Genomic DNA, 16,758 nt, shown 5'->3' with positions numbered 1-16,758 from the left:
TTCCGCGGTCCCGGCCAGGTGTCCGGACCGGGCCCGCTCTCTTGATCAAACGTGATCCTTCCGGGCGCGGGTGCCCGAGAGGCGCGCCTCTTACACCTGCGGTCGCCGGGGCGCGGGCGGCCACGGCACACGGCGCCACCGGCACACATTTGGTCACCAGCCGACAACACACCGTCACCAGGATTCTCGCGGTGCGACGCCCGCCTTCTTGCGAGAGCCTGGAGGCAGGGAGCGTGCCCGGCAGTCGCGCCGCACATCCGGGGTGACACCTGCACCTAGCGAGGAAGGCGGGCCGTGATGAGCGCTTCGGATACGCACGCCATGAGGCGGGACCAGGCTGAGCCGGCCCCGCCCTCGGCGATCAAGCTGAACATCAACGATCAGGTGCGGCAGCTCGAGGTGGATCCGCGGACCTCGCTGCTCGACGCGCTGCGTGAACACCTGCGCCTGAGCGGGACCAAGAAGGGGTGTGATCACGGGCAGTGCGGCGCCTGCACGGTGCTCATCAACGGCCGACGCGTCCTCTCCTGTCTGACACTCGCCGTGATGCACGAGGACGACGAGATCATGACGATCGAAGGCCTGGGCGACCCCGACCATCTGCACCCCATGCAACGGGCCTTCGTCGAATGCGACGGCTTCCAGTGCGGCTACTGCACCCCCGGCCAGATCTGTTCGGCCGTCGGCATGCTCGCCGAGGTGAAGGCGGGCTGGCCCAGCCATGTCACCACCGATGTGTCCTCGCCCCGGGTCGCGTTGACCGATGACGAGATCCGCGAGCGGATGAGCGGCAACATCTGCCGGTGCGCCGCCTATCCGAACATCGTCGCGGCCATCCGCGACAGCGCGGAGGGAGGCGCCACATGAGGTCCTTCACCTATGAGCGGGCGACGGACACCCGGGCCGCCGTCGCCGCGGCTGCCCAGCCGGGCGCGAAGTTCATCAGCGGCGGCACCAATCTGCTCGACCTGATGAAGCTCGACATCGAATACCCCAGCCACCTGGTGGACATCAGCCGGCTTCCGCTGCGGGACATCGAGGAGCCGCCGGACGGTGGACTGCGCGTCGGCGCCCAGGCGCGGAACTCCGATGTGGCCGCCGATCCCCGCGTGCGCACCCGCTATCCGGTGCTGTCGGAGGCGCTGGTGTCGGGCGCCTCGGGGCAGCTGCGCAACAAGGCGTCCACCGGGGGAAACCTGGTGCAGCGCACGCGCTGTCCCTACTTCTACGACACGGCCGCGGACTGCAACAAGCGCGACCCCGGATCGGGGTGCGCGGCGATCGGCGGGTTCAACCGGATCCACGCGATCCTCGGCGCGAGCGAGTCCTGCATCGCCACCCACCCCTCGGACATGGCCGTCGCGATGACCGCGCTCGATGCGGAGATCGAGCTGCTCCGGGCCGATGGGTCGGTGCGCCGCGTCGCCATCACGGACTTCTACCGGCTGCCGGGCGATACGCCGCATATCGAGAACGTGCTGGGCGACGACGAGATGATCACGGGCGTTGTGCTGCCCCCGCCCCTGCCGGGCCGGCAGATCTACCGCAAGGTGCGGGACCGGGCGTCGTACGAGTTCGCGCTGGTCTCGGTGGCGGCGGTCGTCTCGGTCCGCCAGGGGACGGTCCGGGAGGCGCGGGTGGCGTTCGGCGGTGTGGCACACATGCCGTGGCGGTCCGTCGAGGCGGAGGACGCGCTGACCGACCGTCCGGCCACGATGGACACCTATCGCGCCGCCGCCGAGGCGGCGCTGCGCGGCGCGGTCGGGCGGGGTGACAACGACTTCAAGGTCGAACTGGCCAAGCGCACCCTGTGCCGCACGCTGGCGCAAGCGGCCGGGGCGAGCTGAGGAGGCGAGATGATCGGGCAAGCTGTGAACCGCGTCGACGGCCCGCTGAAGGCCACCGGCCGGGCCACCTACGCCTACGAGCACTGGGAGGCCGGTCAGCCGCTCTACGGCTTCATCGTCGGCGCGACGATCGGCAAGGGCCGCATCACCCGGATCGACACCGAGGACGCGGAAGGCGCGCCCGGTGTCCAGCTGGTGATGACCCACCTCAACACCCCGGCGCAAGGCCCCCGCGACGAGTCCATTCCCTTCGAGTACTGGCGCGCGCAGCCGATGCTGACCGGCCCGGACATCCACTTCTACGGCGAGCCGGTGGCATTGGTCGTCGCCGAGACCTTCGAGCAGGCCCGGGACGCGGCCGATCTGGTCGAGGTCGAATACCGCGCCGGGCGGGGCCGTTTCGACTTCGGCGAGTTCGAGGACGACACCTACATCCCGAAGACGGTCAACGCCGGTCTCCCCACCGACACCGCGGTCGGCGACTTCGACGCCGGGTTCGCCGGTGCGGAGGTCAAGGTCGACCAGCGGTACACGACCCCGTACGAGTTCTCGATGCCGATCGAACCGAACGCGTCCATGGTGGCACCGCGCGGCGAGGACCTGGTCGTCTACGTGAGCTGCCAGATCACCGACGCGGCGCGGGACTCGGTCGCCGGCACGCTGATGATGGACCCCGAGCGGGTGCACATCGTCACCCCCTTCGTCGGCGGCGGCTTCGGCTCCAAGCTGGGCATCCACTCCGAGACGATCCTGGCGGCGCTCGCCGCCCGCGCACTGGGCCGGCCGGTCAAGGTCACGCTGACCCGCCAGCAGGTCTTCCAGCTCGTGGGCATGCGCCCCACGTCGGACCAGCGGGTCCGGCTGGGCGCGGGGCACGATGGACGGCTGGCCGCGATCGCCCACGACGTCACCATGCACACCAACCCCGACGTCGAGTACGCCGAGCAGACCGCCGCCACCGTCCGCAGCCTCTACGCCGCGCCCCACCGGCTGACCAGCCACCGGCTGACGGCCCTCGACCTGCCGCGCGGGACGGACGTCCGCGCGCCGGGCGAGGCGCCGGGCATGCTCTCGGTCGAGTCGGCGATGGACGAGCTGGCCGAGGCGCTCGGGATGGACCCGGTCGAACTGCGCATCCGCAACGAGCCCACCGTGGATCCCGAGCGGAACGTGCCGTACAGCGACCGGCACCTGGTGGAGTGCCTGCGCGAAGGCGCCCGCCGGTTCGGCTGGGAGAACCGTCCGGCCGCGCCCGCGAGTGTGCGCGAGGGACGGTGGCTGATCGGCTACGGCATGTCGGCCGCCATCCGGGGGCACTTCCAGGGGCCGACGACGGTACGGGTGCGGTTGGAGCCGGACGGCACCGCCGTCATCCAGACCGACATGACCGACATCGGGACGGGCACCTACACCATCCTCACCCAGGTCGGGGCCGAGGGACTCGGGCTCCCGCTGGAACGGGTGCGGATCGACCTCGGGCGTTCGGACCACCCCTCCAGCTGGGGGTCCGGCGGCTCGTGGGGCGCCACCAATTCGTCCACCGCGCTGCACCGGGCGTGCGCGGCCCTGCGCACGAAGCTGCTGGACGCGGCGTGCGGCGACACCCGCTCCCCGCTGCACGGACAGGATCCCGCGGCGGCGGTGTTCTCCGACGGCAACGTGGCCATCGGTGGCGCGTCCGAGGCGCTGCGCGAGATCGTCGCGCGCCACCATCCCGACGGTGTGGAGGCGGAGGGCCAGACGCGCTTCATGGGCGACGATCCGAACTACTCGGACTACTCGATCAACACCTACGGTGCCCATTTCGCCGAAGTGGGCGTCGACGCGGACACCGCCGAGATCCGTCTGCGGCGGATGCTCAGCGTGTTCTCGGTGGGCCGTGTGTTCAATCCGAAGACGGCCCGCTCGCAGCTGATCGGCGGCATGATCTGGGGCGTCGGCGCGGCCCTCGAGGAGGAGGCCGTCGTCGACCCGCGATCCGGCGCCTTCGTCAACCGGGACTTCGCGGGGTATCTGGTGCCGGTCCACGGCGACATCCCCGCCGACATCGAGGCCCTCGTCCTGGAAGGGTACGACGACAAGGCCAATGACCTCGGCGCGAAGGGCATCGGTGAAGTGGGCATCTGCGGATCCGGCGCGGCGGTGGCCAACGCGGTGTTCAACGCCACCGGAGTGCGCGTGCGGGACTTCCCCATCACGCTCGAGAAGCTGTTGCCCGGATTGCCGGCCATGGCCGCCTGACCTTCTGGGCACGGCCCGCTGAGCGCACCGTGGCGGGGCGTAGCGTCGTCCCATGACGATCACCGACGAGACCCTCATCCGGCTGCGGAGCGCGGCGGCCGCGGGCGATGCCCAGGCCGCCCTGCGGGTGGGGCGGTTGCTGTGCCTGACGGCAGCGGACCCGGCCGAGCCCGGGGACGGCGAACCGACCTGGCCCGAAGAGCCCTGGCTGCGCGCCGCCGTGGCGGCACACCCCGATGATGTCGAGGCTCTGACCCTGCTGACCGGGCGCCTTGCCCAGCAGATCTCCTACTGGCAGGCGTGTCTGGACATGAACCCCGACGTCATGAAGTGGTACAGGGAGGACGAGAGCACCGTCGAACGGCGGCACATCGAGGCGGAGAAGCTGTACGCCCGGATACGCGCGGCTGCCCCCACCCGCCACGCGGGGGCCGGACTGGACGAGTTGGCCGTGCTCCTCGGTGTCGGCGACAAGCCCCCGGCGGAGTACGCGTACAGCTTCTATGTCATGGAGGACGAGGCATGGGGCGGCTCGGTGCGTCACAGCGCGACCATCGTCGCCTCCGACGCCGCTGAGATCCGCTGGGCCTGCGACAAGTGGTTCGCCCTGTCCGAGGGCGGCATCGGTGGCGAACCCACCCTGACCTCCTATGTGGACGGCGCGGAGGTGGGCTCGGCCGACCTCGGCCCGCACCTCGCGGACGGTGGTGTGGACTGGGACGCCGTCACCGTACCCGAACTTTCCGGTGCCCGGCTGCCCGCGGGGCTGCCGGTCCCGGGGCGCGGGCTTCATTATGGCTTTGCCGGGGGAGCCGAGTAGTCAAGCCGGTGAGGTGGGGGGAGAGACCTTATGGACCAGGGACTCGCGGCGTTCTTCGCCAGCGTGGCGGCACTTGTCGGCGCCCTGATCGGTGGCGGCTTTTCGGCACGGGCGGCGCGTATCGGCGGCGAGAAGACCGTACAGGCGGCGCGCGAGCAGGTGAGGGACCAGGCGCGGGCGGAGTCGGAGCGGTGGCTCATGCAGGCCCGCCACGACGCCTATCAGTTGATCTTGGGTACCATCCACGCGTACGAGGGTGCCCTGGTTCTGCCCACGGCGGAGGCAGCGGCCATGGAGGCCGCGAAGCAGCGGTTCCACTCGGCCGAGTTACGGGTCAAGGTGGTAGGCCCGGAGGCGGTCCGGAACGCGGCCCATGAGCTGTCGGTCACCTTCATCAATGTGCAACGTGTCCTCGATGAGGGTCAGCCGATCGAGTCGTGGATGGCGAGCCTGATCGAGGAGCGTCACAGCGCCTTCGTCAAGGCCGTCACCGCCGTGTACGCGTGGGAGCCCGACACCGCGGGCGACGTGCCGTGACGGCCCACCGCGCACGCCTCGATCAGCCCGCGTGGGCCTCCGCGTCAGGTGCCTCGCTCCCGGGCTCGGGCGGTACGCAGAACCATGCCAGACCCGCGCCGGTCAGATAGGCGAGGGCGCCGATGGCCATGCTGGTGCGCAGCCCCTCGCCGTAGTCGGCGGCCGTGACGAGCAGGGTGCCACCGAGCGCCACGCCGGTGGCACTGCCGAGTTGGCGGGTGGTGTTGAACAGCGCGGAGGCGGTCCCCGAGTACGCCGGGGGCGCGGCGCCCATGACGGTGGAGGCGGAGCCGGTGAGCGCGAAGGAGGTGCCGAATCCCGCCGCCATCATCGGGACCACCAGCAGCGGGTAGGCGGGCTCGGCTCCCGCCGCGACCCAGCCCGCCAGTCCCAGGGCCGCCAGCAGCATGCCGGTGCACACCAGCGGACGGTCGCCGGTCGTGCGGGCCAGCCGCCCGGAGAGGATGGACGCGAACATGGTCATCGCCACCGCGGGGAACAGCGCCAGACCGGTGACGAGCAGGCGACGCCGACGGGCAGATTGATGAGGAACACCCACCGCCAGCCCACGGCGGAGACCAGCAGCCCGCCCAGCAGCGGCCCCGCAGACGCCGCGATCCCCGCGATGGAGCCCCACACCCCGAAGGCCCGCGAGCGGGCGGCCGGAGCCGGGTACGCCTGCTGGAGGAGGGCCAGCGAGCCGGGCACGATCAACGCCGCGCCGAGGCCCTCCACCACCCGGGCGGCGACGAGGAAGGGGGCACTCGGCGCGAAGGCGCACGCGGCCGATGACACGGTGAACACCACCACGCCGGTGCAGAAGATCCGGCGGTTTCCCAGCCTGTCCCCCAGCGCTCCGCCGCTCATGCAGGAAACCGGCGAAGACCAGGGTGTACCCGTCGGTGATCCACTGGATGCCGGTGAGCGAGGCCGACAGCTCCCGGCCGATCACGGGCACAGCCCGCCCCCGCCTCAAGAAACGCAAGTACGCCTTGACAATCTCACTTTGTCAAGGCGTACTTGCCTCATGCCTCTTCCTGATCTGGACGACCTCATCGCGGAAGTGGACCGGACCTGCGATGCCGCACACCGCCCCGGTGGACAGGAGCAGCCCGACTGGCTCGCACTGTTGTCGACGGCGGCGAGCCTGGCGGGCCAACTGCAGGCCCTGGCCGATGACTTGGTGGAGGACTATGTCGAGCACTGCCGGATGCACGGCTCCTCCTGGACGGACATCGGCGCGGCACTCGGGGTGACCCGGCAAGCGGTGCAGCAGCGCTTTCACGCCCCACACAAGCGCTACGACCCCGAGACCATGTCCGAGGACCTCCGCCAGGCCATGACGCACATCAAGCGGGCGGCGGTACAGCATCGCAACAACTACATCGGCACCGAACACCTGCTCTGGGGACTGACCGCAGAGGACAACAACGCCACACGGCTCCTGCGTGCCGCCGGTGTACCACCCGAAGACGTGCACAAGGCCGTCGGTAGCCGGCTGACCATGGGAGCGTCGCAGGCGGCGGAACGCATCGCCTGGACCCCCTACTCCCGCAAGGCCATCGCGATCGCGGAGGAGCGGGCCGGGACGGCGGGTTCGGCGCACATCGACTGCGACCACCTGCTCCTGGGGCTCGCTCAGATCGCCCGCGGTGTGGCCGCCACGGTGCTCGGCGAGGCCGGACTGGATCCGGCGACCTTCGCCGACACCTCTTCGCGGCTCCCGGACACGGCGGGCTGAGTCACGGCCGCGCACGCGCCACACACCGGGGATACTGGGCACGTGGCCCACACGCGCGAGGATCCGCGGTCCGTCCCCACCGAACTGCGGCCCTATCTGGCAGAACTCGTCCGGCGCACCCGCGCGGTGTGCGGGCCCCATCTGGTGAGTGTCCTCGCGGTCGGTTCCCTCGCGCTCGGGGACTACCGGCATGGGCGCAGCGACATCGATGTGACGGTCGTGGTGGAGCCGTCGCTGCCCGGATCGGCCCCGCACGACCTGGCCGGGACCCTCGCCCACCCGCGGCTGCCCTGCCCGGCCGCGGGGCTGGAACTGGTGGTCTACGGAGCGGACTTCGTCCGCCGTCCCTCCGGTGCGGCCGGGTACCTCCTGGACCTCAACACCGGCCCGCTGCTGCCCGACCGGGCCGACTTCGACGCGGCGCGGTCCCCGGCGTTCTGGTACGTCATCGACCGCTCCGTCGCCCACCAGACCGGGCTCACGCTGTTCGGCCGCCCGGCCCGGGAGGTGGTCGCCGCACCGGACCGCCCCGATCTGCTCGCCGCGATCCGGGCCTCCGTCCGTGAGCACAGCGACGGCGAAGGTCACCTCGCGGACAACCGTGTGCTCAACGGCTGCCGCTCGGTGGTGTTCTGCCGTACGGGCCGCTGGCTGGCCAAGCGCGCGGCGGCGCGCGAAGCCGCCCTGGCCGAGGAGGAGTTCCGGCCGCTCATCGAGGCCGCGGTGCGCAGCTTCGAGCGCCCCCGCTCCTCCGCGCTCCCGCTGCCCGCCGCCGAGGTACGGACCTTCCTGGCCCGGGTACGCGCACGGGTCGATCAGACCGCCCGGTCGGCCGGGACCTGAGCGCGGTCCGCGGCCTCCGCCCACGGCGGGGCCCGGCCGTTGGCCCGGGCCCCGCGCTCAGGGCCGCAGCAGGATGCGGATCGGGTTGCCCTCCCGCTCACGCAACCGCCGGATGCCCTCGTTCACTTCCTCCAGCGGCAGGACCGCGCTGACCGATCCGGAGATGTCCAGACGGCCCCGGGCGGTCAGCTCGACCAGGTCCTCCAGATGCGCCATGCGATACCCGGTGTGTCCGATCACGGTGTGGCGGTTGCGCACGAAATGGAGTTCCGGGCCCACGGCAAGAGGGTCGGGAGAGATGCCGACGAGCACCAGGCGGCCCCGGTGGCCGAGGGCACGCTCCGCCTGGGTGAAGGAGGGCGTACGGCCGACGCAGTCGAAGGCGACGTCCAGGCCCTTGCCGCCCGTGATCTCCTTCAGCCTGGCCCTGGTGTCACCGTCCGTCGGGTCGAGCGCGAAGTCGGCTCCCAGGGCGAGGGCGCGCTCGCGGGCGGCGGGCAGCGGGTCGAGGGCGACGATCGGGGACGCTCCGCAGATGCGGGTGAGCTGCACGAGGTGGGTGCCCAGACCTCCCAGCCCCCAGATGCCCACGGATTCGGCGGACCGCAGCTGGGCGGTGTCGATGGCGCCGTACGGGGTGGAGACGGCGTCGGCGAGCACCGCGGCGTGTTCCAGGGGTACGGAGTCGGGCACGGCGATGAGTGTGGTGGCATCGGTCAGCACGTACTCGGCCCAGGCCCCGTCATAGTGGAAGGCCATCACCTGGAGGTCCTCGCACGTGTTCGTGCCGCCGCCGAACCGGCAGGCGGGGCACGCACCGCATGCCTTCCCCGCCCCCAGGACCACCCGGTCGCCCGCCTTCCAGTGCCCGGCCCCGTCACCGGCCGCCGCCACCACGCCCGACGCCTCGTGTCCGGGGGTGACCACCGGCAGCCGGGGCGGGATATGGCCGTCGAGCTGGCTCAGGTCCGACTGACAGATGCCACACGCGGCCACCTTGACCACGACCTCGCCCACTCCCGGCCGGGGCACCGGCACATCCTCGACCGTCAACGTGCCCGCTGCCGTGTCGAACCGCGCCGCGCGCATCGTGGCCGGGAGGTCGTCCGCCACCCCGTCCGCCGTTGAGTCCGCGCCGGTGCGTACCGGTCCTGCGTCCAAGGTCATCCGTGGTTCCTTTCACGTACTTGGCCGGTTGGCGCGCCGATCACCGAGCCGGTGCGGGAACGGCGAGTGATCATGATGCCGCACGCAGTCTGCCGTATGGGCCCACGCCGTGTGCCACCGCCCGGTCAGCGATGCGCGTCGCGCAGCAGCGTGTCGACGACACGGTCGACGAAGGTGACGAGCTCCCGCGCGTCCTGCCGCCCGAAGCTGGAGGTCCACAGGGCGAACCGGCCGAAGAGGGCGGACCACAGGAGCATCGCGGTCTGTTCGGCGCCGTCCGGCCAGCGCAGCCCTTCCGCTTCGCAGCTGTGGATGGCATCGACCCACTGCCGCCACAGCAGACGGGCCGGGTGGGTGCGGCCGGATGCGCCGAAGCTGGACGAGTTGTGACCGAACATCAGGCGGATGACACCGCGCTCGGTGCGGGCGAAGGCGCAGAAGGCGTTCGCCTGGGCGCGGAGACGTTCACCGGCGTCGACTCCCCGGGCAGCCGCCTGGGCGTCGGCGTCGCGCATGGCCGCGACAACGCGTTGGTAGCCGTCCTCGGCGACTGCGCGGGCGAGCTGATCCTTGTCGGCGAAGTGCAGATACATGCTCTGGGCGGCGATGCCGACTTCGCGCGCCACCTCCCGCAGGGACACCGGCAGGGGGTTTCCGGTGAGCTTCTGGTCGAGGAGCCGCGCCACGGCGGCCAGAATCTCCGCGCGGAGCCGGTCCCCCTGGCCACGGGGATTGCGCCTACGTGTGGTGTCGGTGGCGGTGTCCTCGTTCATGCGTCACATTCTGCGGTACGTCGATGCCTTGCCCGGCCGGGCCCGGAGGGGGTGGTCCAGCGCGCTTCCGTACGTCACTCACCAGGTGACCGGAAGGGACGTGAGGCCATAGACGATGGAGTTCTTCTTGAAGGGCAGTTCGTCCTCGGCGATGGCGAGCCGCAGCCCGGGGATGCGTTCGAAGAGCCGTGGCCAGGCGACCTGCGTCTCCACCCGCGCCAGGTTCTGCCCCAGACACTGGTGGGAGCCGAATCCGAACGCCAGGTGGCGGCGGGCGTTGCGCCCGATGTCGAGCGTGTCCGCGGGGCTCTCACCCTCGTTGGCGCCGAACGCGCGGGGGTCCCGGTTCCCCGCGATCAGCGAGACGATGACTCCCTCCCCCTTGCGGACAACCCGCCCGCCCACCTCGACGTCCTCGATGGCCACACGCCGCGGATCGGTGGAGACGATGCTCCAGTAGCGCAGCATCTCCTCCGCGGCGCCGGGGGCCAACTCGGGGCGGTCCCGCAGCCGGTCCCGCTGATCGGGGTTGACCAGGAGCGCCACCGTGCCCAGGCCCAGCATATTGGCGGTGGTCTCGTGCCCGGCCCCGACCAGGATCCCGACCAGGACCGGCAGCATCTCGGGCGCGAACCCGTCCGGCCCGGTGTGGTCCGCCAGCAACCGGCTGATCATGTCGTCCGAGGGCTCACGGCGCTTCCGCTCCACCAGGGCCTCGTAGTACGCGAACGCCTCCCGCTGCGTACGGGCACGCTCCTCGTGGCTGACGTCCAGGTCCGTCCCGGCGTTGGCGTGCCGCTCGAAGAGGGCGTGGTCCTCGTAGGGGACACCGAGGATGAGGCAGATGGCCCGGGAGGGCAGGGGCAGCGCGAAGTCCTGGATGAAGTCGACCGGACCGCCCTTGGCGAGCATGGCGTCGATCAACTCGTCCGTGATCCGCAGCAGCTTCTCGCGCATCGCCTGAGTGCGCCTGACGCTGAACTCCTTGGTGAGCATCTGCCGGAGCCGGGCGTGCTCGGGGTCGTCCAGCCGCAGAAACAGACCGCCCTCGTGTTCGGGCTGGTTGGAGTGAACCAGCGGGAAGTCCGGGTTCCGTACGTCGGCGCTGAAGGACGGGGAGGAGAGGACGGCTCGGATGTCCGCGTGCCGCGTGGCCAGCCAATGCGTGGAGCCGTCCCAGATGGTGACCTTGTGCAGCCCGCCGGCTTCCCGGAACGCGGTGTGCTGCGGAGGCGCGCTGAACGGACAGCCACGCGGAGCGGGGAAGAACGGTGCTTCCCCGGCGGAAGCGGTCCCGGATGCGGTGGTCGTCATCTCACCTTCCTCGTTGCGGAGTCGAGGCCCCGGCGGCACCTCACAGCCACTCCCCCGCCCCGGGCCCGCCACTGCCTCATGAATAGCCTGATGCTTGTCACCTTACGAATGTCACCTCACCGGCACAAGAGGCTGACGGGGTGTCAGGGTGTGGGCGGGTGGTCACAGACCCAGCTCAGCGGTGGGATCAGCCCCACGTGGCAGTCACGCGGATGTACCATCCAGCACCAACGTGCAACGTGCCCAGTGAGGGAGCTCGTAGTGGACACTCCTGCCGAGAGCGCCAGCCTGAAGTCCCAGTACGCGGCTCAGGTCGCGGCCGATCTGGAACGCAACTCCGCCGAGCACGAACGTCTCAGCTCCGAAATCGTGGCGCTGCGAGGACAGTTGGCGATGCTGGAAGACAACCGGGCGCTTCTGCTCAGCATGCGGCAGAGCCTTGGTGGCGATGCCGCCGGTGGGGCGACGGAGAACGGTGGTGTCAGTGGCTCCGCGGATGGTTCGTCCGCGGAGCGAGAGGTCGCGGCGGTGTCCGCCACGCGGAAGGCGAGGAAGAAGGCCGACGCGGCCGGTGGCAAGCGGAAGGGGGCGGAGCCGGGCGGGAACCGTTCGAGTCGTGTGCGGGTGCGGGAAGCGGTGGTGCCCACGCTTCGGGAGCTTGTGCGTGATGACCTCGCCCAGCACGGCGAGCCCCGCTCCGCGGCCGAGGTGACCGCGGCGCTGAGCCAGGCTCTTCCGGAGCGCGAGATCAAGCCCACGGTCGTGCGCGGCACTCTCGAATCGCTGGTCGCCAAGGGGCAAGCACACCGCACCAAGCAGAAGCGGTCCGTCTTCTACTCCGCTGTCACCACGGACGCGGCCGCCGATGGGGCCGCCGACGCGGGCGAGCCCAGCGAGGCGCGCGCTTCCTGACGAGGCGTGGCGTTCAACGCGGGTGGCGGGCACGGCGGCGCTCCCGGAGCAGTGCCCGCGCGGTGGCCGGTAGGGGCGGACGGGCGGGAGCGCGGAGGAGGCCGGGGCCCTTGGCGGCGGCCGCCGTGGCCGTGAGGAGCTCGATCTCGATCATGGCGCGGAAGAGCGGGCGGCCCTCGGGCGGTGCGAGCCCGACCAGGCTTCGGCTGGCGGACAGGCACTCGCGGGCCTCGCCGAGCAGGTGCGCCAGAAGGCTCCGGATCGCGGGGGTGTCCCGGGCGTTCTCCAGGTCGGTGCGGGTGACACCGTGAGCGTCGAGCGTCTCCCGCACCAGATTCAGGCGCCCGTCGGCGAGGTCTTCCGCCAGGTCGTTGACGAAGTCGAGGCGCTGGCTGCCGTCGATGTACATACGGCACGCCTCGCGGTAGTCCATTGCCGGATCCTCCCCGGCGATCAGGCCCGCGATCAGCATGAACGCCGGTAGCGCATAGGCGTCGACGTAGCGCTGATAGTCCGCCTCGGTGGCGAATCCGGTGAACTCCAGCTCCGTGGCGGCCGCGTCGAGGAAGTCCTCGACCCGGCCGCGCATCCCGGGGTGCGCCGAGACGGTGTGCAGCAGCGGCCGTACGGCGGCCTGATCGCTTCCGCCACCGGCCAGACCGTCACGTACCTCCTTCACCCACTCCGCGCAGGCCCCGGCGCGCTCCGCGACGGGGCCGCTGTCGAGGAGGGTGTCGGTGCGGTGCATGAAGGCGGTCGCCGCGATCACATGCGGCAGCAACGGCGGAGGCAGCAGCAGGCGCACGGCGAGGTAGGAGCTGCGCCGGTAGCCCGCGACCAGTTTCCGCTGCCGCGTGTAGTCCTCGCGCAGACTGGGATCGCCGACCCCCGCGGCATCCAGCGCCCTGTCCCACAGGCCCATGCCCGACCACCCTCCAGGTTCCTCGGTCTTCCGGCGTGTCTTCATGTGTTCTTGCCTGGTGCCGCGGGTGCCGCGGGTGCCGCGGGTGCCAAGCGTGCCACCGGCGGCAGCGGTGAGTGCTGCGGCGAGGCTTGGAATGCCTGGATCACGAACGCGGCGAAGCGCCGGGATGCCGCGACCCGGGCTGCCTTCGACGTGGTGTGGATGCCCCTGTTCGCCATGAGCATCAGGACCAGGTCGTCCAGGACGAAGTCGGGGCGCAGATGGCCTGCGTCCTTGGCGCGGTGAGCCAGTTCGGCGATCGCCCTCAGCGCGTATTCGCGCTCCGCGACGAAGTCCATCGCGTCGGGGAAGGTCGACATGAAGGCTTCGGTGAAGCCCCGGCTGCGGGCGTGCAGCTCACAGGTCTCCTCGATCACGAGGCAGAAGCCGAGCCACGGATCCGGCTCGGCACGCCCCTTGTCGACGATGGCGCGGCATGCGCGCATCTCGTCCGTGAAGGCTTCGGTGGCCAGCATCTGCTTGGTCGGGAAACGGCGGTACAGCGTGGCGGGGCCGACCCCGGCGTACCGGGCGATCTCCCGCATCGGCACCTTCAGCCCTTCGGTGGCGAACAGCGCGCGGGCCGCGTCGAGGATGCGCTCCCGGTTGTCCGTGGCGTCGGAGCGCAGGGTGTGAGGCAAACGGTCGGTCACCGCTCTCACTTTAGCCAAGTGGACGGGGGCGTCCGTTAGCGTCCCTCGGGCCGGTTCCGATCGACCCCGGCGATCTCACCGATCCCAGAGCAAGGAGACGACCTTGAAAGCAGTCGCGATCCAGGCGTTCGGACCTCCCGAAGGTCTGGCAGTGATCGACATCCCCGTCCCGACCCCCGCCGCCGGACAGGTGCTGATCGCCAACGAGGCGATGGGCGTCGGCGGCTCCGACGCCGTGATCCGCCGCGGGACCCTCACCGGCTACGGCTTCAAGGAAGGCCATATCCCGGGCAGTGAGGTGGCGGGCACCGTGGCCGCGGTCGGCGACGGCGTCGATGCGTCATGGGTCGGTCGGCGGGTGTGGGCCTTCACCGGCGTAAACGGCGGCTACGTCGAGCAGGCGATCGCCGCGGTCGAGGAGATCCTCCCCCTCCCCGCGGGCCTCTCCGCTGTCGACGCGGTGACGCTGGGAAGCTCCGGAATCGTGGCCCACTTCGCCCTGTCCCATGCCCACTTCGCTCCGGGCGAGTCGGTGCTGGTGCGGGGCGCGGCCGGCAGCCTCGGCATCATGACGGTCCAGCTCGCGGCGCATGGCGGTGCCGGGGCGGTGGCGGTCACGACGTCGTCGGCCGAGCGTGGCGACCGGCTGCGCAAGCTCGGCGCCACCCATGTGCTGGACCGCTCCGGTGAGGGAGGCGACGCCGCCCCCTCCGGCGACGCTCCCTCCGGCTACGACGTCATCATCGACATCATCGCCGGTGCGGACATGCCGTCCTTCTTCGCCAAGCTCAACCCGAACGGTCGCATGGTGGCCGTCGGCGCGGTCGGAGGCATGCCACCGGCGGACTTCGGCATGGCGATGATGGCGGCGTTCCAGAAGTCGATGTCGTTCGCCGCCTTCAGCGCCGCCACCGTGGCCGAGCCCGATCGCCGTGCGGTGCGGACCGAGCAGTTCGCCGCCGCGAGCCGCGGCGAACTGCATACGGTGGTGCACGAGCTGCTGCCGTTGGAACAAGCCGTACTGGCGCACCGGAAGATGGACACCGGCGAGGTGTTCGGCAGGATCGTACTGACACCGTAACCCGCGACGCGATACCGGCGACCGTGGGACGCGTGGCACCGTACGTACCCCGGGGGATCTTCCCGGCCGGGTGCAGGGAGGACGCGTGGAATCGGTGAACGGGCAGAGCGGCGGCGACACGTGGCCCGCGGGGCTGGACGAGGCGATCCGCGCCACCGCGGCCGACATCGCCGCCACACTGCGCGGCGCGTCCGGCACCGGGGCTCCGGTGCCCGGGTCGCGATGGACGGTCGGGGAGGCGGCGGCGCATCTGGCGCAGGCCAATGAGCTGATGGCACACCTCGCGGACGGGAAGGAACGCGGCTACGGGGACGGCACACCGCAGGGGCTGGCGGAGGCGAACCAGCGCGCGCTCGCCGCGTTCACCGAGCGCCGGGCCGAGCCGCTGGCCGCCATGATCGTGGAGCAGGCCGACGCCTTCCTCCAGTCGGCGGCTCAGCCCGCGACACGCGGGTCGCATGCGTCACGCGACGAACTGGTCACACCGATGGGCCCGATGAGCCTGGAGGTACTGGGGTCGTATCTGCTGACCCATATGCTCGGCCACGGCTATGACCTCGCCCGTGCGCTGGGCAGCCCGCATATGCTCGACCGGACCCGGGTCGAGCTGACCCTGCCCTTCCTCACCACGGCCATGCCACGGGTGTTCGACACCGCCGCCACCGCCGGGCTCACCGCCCGCTACGCCATCCGCCTGAGGGGTGGCGCCTGTTTCGGCGCCACCTTCACCGACGGTGCGGTGACCGTCACACCGCGGCCGCCGAGCCGCCCGGACTGCACCATCCTCACCGAGCCCGTGGCCTTCCTCCTCATGGCGCTGGGCCGCCTCGGACCGTGGAGCGCCGTCGCCAGGGGCCGCGTCCTCACCTGGGGCCGCAAGCCCTGGCTCGCGCCCCGCTTCCCCGCGCTCTTCTCGCCGCCCTGATCCACCCCGTGGCTCAGGTGGCGCAGGACGGATGGCCCCAGCCGTCGGAGTTCTTGCTGATGCTCTCGCCCTTGGCGTAGGGCGTACCGCAGCGGCACCGGCCGGGGAACTTCGCCTTGATGGACCCCTTGGAGCCGGTGCCCCTCCTCGTGCCGGTGCCGCTCCCCCGCCCCTGTGCCGCCGCCGTACGCGGGCGCGCCGTGCCGCCACGACCGGCCGAGCGTGTCCCCGTCCGGGCCTCGGGCGGCGGCAGGGCGGAGCCGAGCGAGGTGCCCACGGGCTGCTGGGTACGGGCCGTGTGGCTGGCCGCCCGGTCGGCGGCCGCGTTGAAGGGGTCGCCGTCGACCTGGTGCGCCGGCACGTAGACGAACTCCACCGTACGGCCGTCCAGCAGCTCATCGATGCGCATCACCAGCTCGCGGTTGGCCACCGGCGACCCCGAGGCGGTCTTCCACCCCTTCTTCCGCCACCCGGGCAGCCATGTGGTGACCGCCTTCATCGCGTACTGGGAGTCCATGCGCACCTCCAGCGGCACGCCCGCGTCGGTGGACTCCAGCAGCTCTCGCAGCGCGGTCAGCTCGGCGACATTGTTGGTCGCGGTGCCCAGCGGCCCGGCCTCCCAGCGCTCCACCTCGCCGCCGGTGCCCGCGATGACCCATGCCCAGGCCGCGGGCCCGGGGTTTCCCTTCGATGCCCCGTCACACGCGGCGATGATCTGTTCAGCCATAGGCCGATACTGCCAGCTCCGCTGATCCGGCCCGACGGCAGACCCTTCGGTCGGCCCGCTCCGCGACCCCGGGGCGTCCACCGGATCCGCGCGGAACGGTCACATCGTGTACACGCGTTCGGGCGTCACACGTGCGAGTCTCCGAGGGCTTGTGCCTTGAACGTCCGTACTCGCGGCGCCAGTTGGCGGCCCGGGTACTCGTCTCGGAGAGGA

The 16,758-nt window shown here is 71.2% G+C and carries 18 protein-coding genes; 10 read left to right on the top strand and 8 right to left on the bottom strand.

Annotated features, from left to right (window positions below; translation table 11 throughout):
- Positions 1-297 precede the first annotated feature (297 nt).
- The 5 genes from LIV37_RS48420 to LIV37_RS48400 are packed head-to-tail and all read left to right on the top strand — an operon-like array spanning position 298 to position 5,445.
- Positions 298-867 carry a 2Fe-2S iron-sulfur cluster-binding protein gene (locus tag LIV37_RS48420; protein ID WP_121826493.1) on the top strand — a complete coding sequence of 190 codons (570 nt, stop codon included), beginning with the start codon at positions 298-300 and terminating at the stop codon, positions 865-867.
- Positions 864-1,847 carry an FAD binding domain-containing protein gene (locus LIV37_RS48415; protein ID WP_020874407.1) on the top strand — a complete coding sequence of 328 codons (984 nt, stop codon included), beginning with the start codon at positions 864-866 and terminating at the stop codon, positions 1,845-1,847. The genes LIV37_RS48420 and LIV37_RS48415 overlap by 4 nt, the downstream gene beginning before the upstream one ends.
- A 9-nt stretch (positions 1,848-1,856) precedes the next feature.
- Complete coding sequence (locus tag LIV37_RS48410) at positions 1,857-4,088, top strand: xanthine dehydrogenase family protein molybdopterin-binding subunit (RefSeq protein ID WP_020874406.1); 2,232 nt, start codon at positions 1,857-1,859, stop codon at positions 4,086-4,088.
- Positions 4,089-4,140: 52 nt separating this feature from the next.
- Positions 4,141-4,908 (top strand): hypothetical protein, encoded by a 768-nt coding sequence (locus LIV37_RS48405; RefSeq protein WP_121826494.1) that lies wholly within the window; start codon positions 4,141-4,143, stop codon positions 4,906-4,908.
- 30 nt (positions 4,909-4,938) lie between these two features.
- Positions 4,939-5,445 carry a hypothetical protein gene (locus tag LIV37_RS48400; protein ID WP_020874403.1) on the top strand — a complete coding sequence of 169 codons (507 nt, stop codon included), beginning with the start codon at positions 4,939-4,941 and terminating at the stop codon, positions 5,443-5,445.
- Between the two features lie 22 nt (positions 5,446-5,467).
- Here the strand turns inward: LIV37_RS48400 and LIV37_RS48395 are convergent, their stop codons facing one another.
- The gene (locus tag LIV37_RS48395) at positions 5,468-5,923 is read right to left on the bottom strand and encodes an MFS transporter (RefSeq protein WP_243146517.1); all 456 of its coding nucleotides are present in this window, start codon (positions 5,921-5,923) and stop codon (positions 5,468-5,470) included.
- Between the two features lie 2 nt (positions 5,924-5,925).
- Positions 5,926-6,312 carry an MFS transporter gene (locus LIV37_RS48390; protein WP_243146518.1) on the bottom strand — a complete coding sequence of 129 codons (387 nt, stop codon included), beginning with the start codon at positions 6,310-6,312 and terminating at the stop codon, positions 5,926-5,928.
- A 160-nt stretch (positions 6,313-6,472) separates the two neighbouring features.
- Between LIV37_RS48390 and LIV37_RS48385 the strand changes: the two genes are divergently transcribed.
- Complete coding sequence (locus tag LIV37_RS48385) at positions 6,473-7,186, top strand: Clp protease N-terminal domain-containing protein (protein ID WP_020874402.1); 714 nt, start codon at positions 6,473-6,475, stop codon at positions 7,184-7,186.
- A 42-nt stretch (positions 7,187-7,228) separates the two neighbouring features.
- Positions 7,229-8,029 carry an aminoglycoside adenylyltransferase domain-containing protein gene (locus LIV37_RS48380; RefSeq protein WP_020874401.1) on the top strand — a complete coding sequence of 267 codons (801 nt, stop codon included), beginning with the start codon at positions 7,229-7,231 and terminating at the stop codon, positions 8,027-8,029.
- Between the two features lie 57 nt (positions 8,030-8,086).
- On the opposite strand, the gene LIV37_RS48375 is transcribed toward LIV37_RS48380, so the two are convergent.
- The 3 genes from LIV37_RS48375 to LIV37_RS48365 form a co-directional block, all read right to left on the bottom strand.
- Positions 8,087-9,196, bottom strand: a complete 1,110-nt coding sequence (locus LIV37_RS48375; protein ID WP_020874400.1) for a zinc-binding dehydrogenase — start codon at positions 9,194-9,196, stop codon at positions 8,087-8,089.
- A gap of 125 nt (positions 9,197-9,321) precedes the next feature.
- On the bottom strand, positions 9,322-9,969 hold the full coding sequence (locus LIV37_RS48370) for a TetR/AcrR family transcriptional regulator (protein ID WP_020874399.1): 648 nt from the start codon (positions 9,967-9,969) through the stop codon (positions 9,322-9,324).
- A 78-nt stretch (positions 9,970-10,047) separates the two neighbouring features.
- Complete coding sequence (locus LIV37_RS48365) at positions 10,048-11,283, bottom strand: cytochrome P450 (protein ID WP_020874398.1); 1,236 nt, start codon at positions 11,281-11,283, stop codon at positions 10,048-10,050.
- A 261-nt stretch (positions 11,284-11,544) separates the two neighbouring features.
- Between LIV37_RS48365 and LIV37_RS48360 the strand changes: the two genes are divergently transcribed.
- Positions 11,545-12,195 carry a hypothetical protein gene (locus tag LIV37_RS48360; protein ID WP_020874397.1) on the top strand — a complete coding sequence of 217 codons (651 nt, stop codon included), beginning with the start codon at positions 11,545-11,547 and terminating at the stop codon, positions 12,193-12,195.
- A 13-nt stretch (positions 12,196-12,208) separates the two neighbouring features.
- Here the strand turns inward: LIV37_RS48360 and LIV37_RS48355 are convergent, their stop codons facing one another.
- Both LIV37_RS48355 and LIV37_RS48350 read right to left on the bottom strand, forming a co-directional pair.
- A complete protein-coding gene (locus LIV37_RS48355; protein ID WP_309471223.1) occupies positions 12,209-13,162 on the bottom strand; it encodes a squalene/phytoene synthase family protein in 954 nt (317 codons plus the stop codon).
- Entirely contained in the window at positions 13,159-13,812 is a 654-nt protein-coding gene (locus tag LIV37_RS48350; RefSeq protein WP_020874395.1) for a TetR/AcrR family transcriptional regulator, read from the bottom strand. The genes LIV37_RS48355 and LIV37_RS48350 overlap by 4 nt, the downstream gene beginning before the upstream one ends.
- A gap of 103 nt (positions 13,813-13,915) precedes the next feature.
- Here LIV37_RS48350 and LIV37_RS48345 point away from each other — a divergent pair, with 103 nt between their 5' ends.
- The gene (locus tag LIV37_RS48345) at positions 13,916-14,893 is read left to right on the top strand and encodes a zinc-dependent alcohol dehydrogenase family protein (RefSeq protein WP_020874394.1); all 978 of its coding nucleotides are present in this window, start codon (positions 13,916-13,918) and stop codon (positions 14,891-14,893) included.
- A gap of 85 nt (positions 14,894-14,978) precedes the next feature.
- Positions 14,979-15,818 (top strand): maleylpyruvate isomerase family mycothiol-dependent enzyme, encoded by an 840-nt coding sequence (locus tag LIV37_RS48340; protein WP_020874393.1) that lies wholly within the window; start codon positions 14,979-14,981, stop codon positions 15,816-15,818.
- 13 nt (positions 15,819-15,831) lie between these two features.
- On the opposite strand, the gene LIV37_RS48335 is transcribed toward LIV37_RS48340, so the two are convergent.
- On the bottom strand, positions 15,832-16,545 hold the full coding sequence (locus LIV37_RS48335; RefSeq protein WP_020874392.1) for a ribonuclease H family protein: 714 nt from the start codon (positions 16,543-16,545) through the stop codon (positions 15,832-15,834).
- Between the last annotated feature and the right edge of the window lie 213 nt (positions 16,546-16,758).

Source organism: Streptomyces rapamycinicus NRRL 5491 (assembly GCF_024298965.1).
Taxonomy (GTDB): domain Bacteria; phylum Actinomycetota; class Actinomycetes; order Streptomycetales; family Streptomycetaceae; genus Streptomyces; species Streptomyces rapamycinicus.
This window is presented reverse-complemented; position numbering and strand designations above follow the sequence as displayed.

Coding starts and splice junctions, on each gene's coding strand:
- LIV37_RS48420 (WP_121826493.1), top strand. CDS start 298: ATGAGCGCTTCGGATACGCACGCCATGAGGCGGGACCAGGCTGAGCCG.
- LIV37_RS48415 (WP_020874407.1), top strand. CDS start 864: ATGAGGTCCTTCACCTATGAGCGGGCGACGGACACCCGGGCCGCCGTC.
- LIV37_RS48410 (WP_020874406.1), top strand. CDS start 1,857: ATGATCGGGCAAGCTGTGAACCGCGTCGACGGCCCGCTGAAGGCCACC.
- LIV37_RS48405 (WP_121826494.1), top strand. CDS start 4,141: ATGACGATCACCGACGAGACCCTCATCCGGCTGCGGAGCGCGGCGGCC.
- LIV37_RS48400 (WP_020874403.1), top strand. CDS start 4,939: ATGGACCAGGGACTCGCGGCGTTCTTCGCCAGCGTGGCGGCACTTGTC.
- LIV37_RS48395 (WP_243146517.1), bottom strand. CDS start 5,923: ATGTTCGCGTCCATCCTCTCCGGGCGGCTGGCCCGCACGACCGGCGAC.
- LIV37_RS48390 (WP_243146518.1), bottom strand. CDS start 6,312: ATGAGCGGCGGAGCGCTGGGGGACAGGCTGGGAAACCGCCGGATCTTC.
- LIV37_RS48385 (WP_020874402.1), top strand. CDS start 6,473: ATGCCTCTTCCTGATCTGGACGACCTCATCGCGGAAGTGGACCGGACC.
- LIV37_RS48375 (WP_020874400.1), bottom strand. CDS start 9,196: ATGACCTTGGACGCAGGACCGGTACGCACCGGCGCGGACTCAACGGCG.
- LIV37_RS48370 (WP_020874399.1), bottom strand. CDS start 9,969: ATGAACGAGGACACCGCCACCGACACCACACGTAGGCGCAATCCCCGT.
- LIV37_RS48365 (WP_020874398.1), bottom strand. CDS start 11,283: ATGACGACCACCGCATCCGGGACCGCTTCCGCCGGGGAAGCACCGTTC.
- LIV37_RS48355 (WP_309471223.1), bottom strand. CDS start 13,162: ATGAAGACACGCCGGAAGACCGAGGAACCTGGAGGGTGGTCGGGCATG.
- LIV37_RS48335 (WP_020874392.1), bottom strand. CDS start 16,545: ATGGCTGAACAGATCATCGCCGCGTGTGACGGGGCATCGAAGGGAAAC.